The organism is Pseudomonas sp. PA1(2017) (assembly GCF_001945375.1).
GTDB lineage: Bacteria > Pseudomonadota > Gammaproteobacteria > Pseudomonadales > Pseudomonadaceae > Aquipseudomonas.
The window spans coordinates 1-3,209 of the sequence record NZ_MSXU01000005.1 but is presented as its reverse complement, the minus strand read 5'-3'; the positions used below and the strand labels follow the sequence as shown (position 1 = coordinate 3,209).

Here is a 3,209-nt window from a genome sequence, read left to right as displayed (position 1 = left end):
CCGATACCAGGAGGCTGGTATCGGATTTTCTAGAAACCCCGGCTTGGACTCAAATGCTTAAGTGAACAGCATTACCGCCTAGTGCGGGGTTTTTTATTAAAACTGCGAATAACGATGAGCAATCGACTAGCTTACCAATTCAGAAAAAAACTACTCAAAGAAAGACTATCGCGATTCTTTAAGTACAAAATATTAACAATAAAAGAATCTTTATCAAAAATAAATTTCACACTAACCACAAGCTTAGTCAGTGCAGTACTGATAACAGCCGTATGCGCAACCTTCTACTATAACTTTTTCCTATCAGACGAACCACTTCCCATACCGCACAAAGAAAATCTTGAGTACTGGGGACAAATCGGCGATTTTATAGGCGGCATATTAAACCCGCTACTCAGCTTCCTAGCATTAATGGCAGTGCTCCACACAATAAAAACGCAAAGAAACGAACTGAAAGAAGCTCGCGAAGAAGCGAAGCTCGCCAACACCATACAAAACAAGCAAACAGATGTTTTTGAACGGCAGAACTTTGAATCCGCTCTATTTCGATTATTTGATGTACACAGCAAAATAACAGATAGAATTCTTAATACAAAAAAATCAGAAAACACTTTCCAATCACTAGCCTGGAACTTCAACTATCACCTTGAACAGCTAGACCAAAAAAGAACACAAGAAATAGAATCTGGAGACTCAACAAGATTTTTTATTTGGCGATATAATGAATTCGATAAAATCTCTGAAGCAGCTGAGACCTCTTTGTCAGAGCAGACAAAAGATGCACTGTCACACTATTTCAGAAACATCTATCAAATATTAAAGATGATAGATGAACACCAATATAACGCAATAAATACCTCTAACAAACTTAGAGACGAGTACTCATTTAAAAGAAGATACAGCAGCATGTTCAGGGCTTTGCTAACTGGAGAAGAACTGACTGTCATTGCAATTAACTGCTTCACCCAGCAAGGCACAGGTTTAAAGAAGTATATAGAAAAATACTCAATATTAAAGCACATAGATAAGCACGACTCATTAAAAGAGCGACCTCTAGCACTTGAGTTTTTTAACGAAATAGCATTTATGGACTCAGAAAAAATATCTAACGCCCAAATAATAAGATACAACTTCAACAAAGACATTAATAGAGCCACAAAAATATAAATATAAAACAGCGCGTACTTTGGAAGGCGCCGAGCTTGTCCACCGTTACCCAGGCGTTTCATGCGCAAGAATAGAAAATCTTTGCCACCCTCTCCTACCGTTTTCGCCCTTACGGCGAGTCACTTTCTCTTTGCTCGCGCAAAAGAGAAAGTGACCAAAGAGAAAGCGCCCCCGGCATCCGGGTTTCGCTACGCTCAACTCCCCTCGCTCCGGCACTGTTCCGAGGGTCGTCACGGTGGGCCATCCATGGCCCATCTTTCCTCGTTTGGCATCCATGCCAAACGCCCCTCTTCACAGCACCTCCACTCGGCCTTCTGACGGGATTCGGAAACCGAGTCGCCTGAACGGTCCGCGCAGAAAACAAAAAGAAAAAAGGAGGGCCAAGCATTGTGGCTTTGCCGCAATACTTGGGCTCCTTTGGCAATCTCGCAGGCGACACCAAACGCCCAGTCAGCAGGCCGAGTGGAATCGTTGTGTAAGGGGCCGGGCGGGCAGCCTTGAGCGGCATGGATGCCGCGAGAGCCGCGATGGGCTAGGGATGGCCACTCGTGCGGGGGCCGCCTAGGCCGTGCCCCTGGAACGAGGATGGAACGAGGAAACGTAGCGAAGCGGAGTAACAGCCGAAGGCTGGCCCGAAGGCTGAGCGAAGCGAATCAACCCGACGAAGTCGGGCCGGATGCCAGGGGCAAGACCTTTTGCTTACTTTTGGCGGGGCCGGCCATCCGGGCGTTTGCCAAAAGTGAGCCGCCGTAAGGGCGGAACCCTTATCGGTAACAACGTAGAAGCGGCGAGTTCACGCCGAAAGGACGTGACTGGCTACCACCCCAATGGAGGATGAAAAGAGCGTCATCCACCCTACACGTCTGCCGCTTCAATCCGCAGCACCTTTATAAAAAGCCGCTGAAGATTTCCGCGAGGTCACAGTGCTTCAGGCCAACAAACGATCAATCAACGCCTGCTCATACTCATTGAGAGGCTGATCCTCATAGAGCTTGTCTGAGGCCGCGACCAACGCCCGCCCCTCGACTTCGCGCCCACTGTCACCATACACATGCCCAAGGTTTTCCAGCGACTGCAGGTTGCCGTGCTGCGAGAAGGAAATCAGATACCAGCGCTCGGCCGCCTCCAGCTCGCCCAGGCGGTGATAGGCCACCGCCAGATTGTGCTGGGCGTAAACGTGGTCGGATTGCAGGGCCTGCAACAGCGCCTGCTTGGCTTGCTGGTAGTCCTCGAGCTGCAGATACAACAGGCCGAGATTGTTGTAGCCGTCGATATGCCCCAGTTCGGCGGCGCGCCGATAGGCCTGCTCGGCCTGCGGATAGCGCTCGGCGTGCGAATGGCGTCGCCGAGCAGGTTCAGCGCCTCCGGATGATCGTGGCGCACGGCGTTGTCGAGGTGCTCGACGGCGGTATCGTGATCGCCGTCCTGGTAGGCCATGCTGCCAAGGTAGAAGTGGCTGCGGGGGCAATCGTACTTGGCGGCCTGCTGGAAATAATGGCGGGCAGCATCATGATCGCCGTCCTGGAAGGCCATGGTGCCAAGGTTGTAATGGCTGCCCGGATAATCGTGCTCGGCAGCTTTCTGGAAGTGCCGGCGGGCGGCGTCAAGGTCATCTTCCTGATAGGCCATGATGCCGAGGTTGTAGTGGCTGCCGGGATAATCGTGCTCGGCAGCCATCTGAAAGTGTCGACGGGCGCCGGCGCGATCTTCACGTGCCAGGCTCACCGCGCCAACGCCGTTCATCCAGCGCGGGTCGGCAGGACACGCCTTGGCAAGGGTCTGGAAATGCTCCAGCGCGGTGTCCAGATCCTGCCCGCGAAACGCCGCCCATGCCTGCTCATTGAGCGCCGTCGCCTGCTCGTCACTGAGCGTTTTTTTCTTCGTGAACCACATGGTGTTTCCTGCCTTGCAAGGGCCGGCCATCTTAAAGGAGCGTGTAGAAACCAAACAAGGCAATGGCTCTAAGAACCTGTCTCGGATCTTTTCCTGCACACTATGGGTATGAGAAAGCACCGTTACCCGAGCGATGTGAGTCGCGAGCA

The 3,209-nt window shown here is 51.5% G+C and carries 2 protein-coding genes and 1 pseudogene; 1 reads left to right on the top strand and 2 read right to left on the bottom strand.

What is annotated here, in order from left to right:
- Positions 1–114: 114 nt before the first annotated feature.
- On the top strand, positions 115–1,167 hold the full coding sequence (locus tag BVH01_RS24080; RefSeq protein ID WP_083659436.1) for a putative phage abortive infection protein: 1,053 nt from the start codon (positions 115–117) through the stop codon (positions 1,165–1,167).
- Between the two features lie 928 nt (positions 1,168–2,095).
- Here BVH01_RS24080 and BVH01_RS24930 read toward each other — a convergent pair.
- Both BVH01_RS24930 and BVH01_RS24925 read right to left on the bottom strand, forming a co-directional pair.
- Entirely contained in the window at positions 2,096–2,320 is a 225-nt protein-coding gene (locus BVH01_RS24930; RefSeq protein ID WP_256562726.1) for a hypothetical protein, read from the bottom strand.
- A gap of 287 nt (positions 2,321–2,607) precedes the next feature.
- Positions 2,608–3,060: pseudogene (locus BVH01_RS24925) on the bottom strand (tetratricopeptide repeat protein); the annotation flags it as partial.
- Positions 3,061–3,209 lie beyond the last annotated feature (149 nt).

Excerpts from the sequence above, each read along its gene's own strand:
- BVH01_RS24080 (WP_083659436.1), top strand. The coding sequence starts at position 115 with ATGAGCAATCGACTAGCTTACCAATTCAGAAAAAAACTACTCAAAGAA.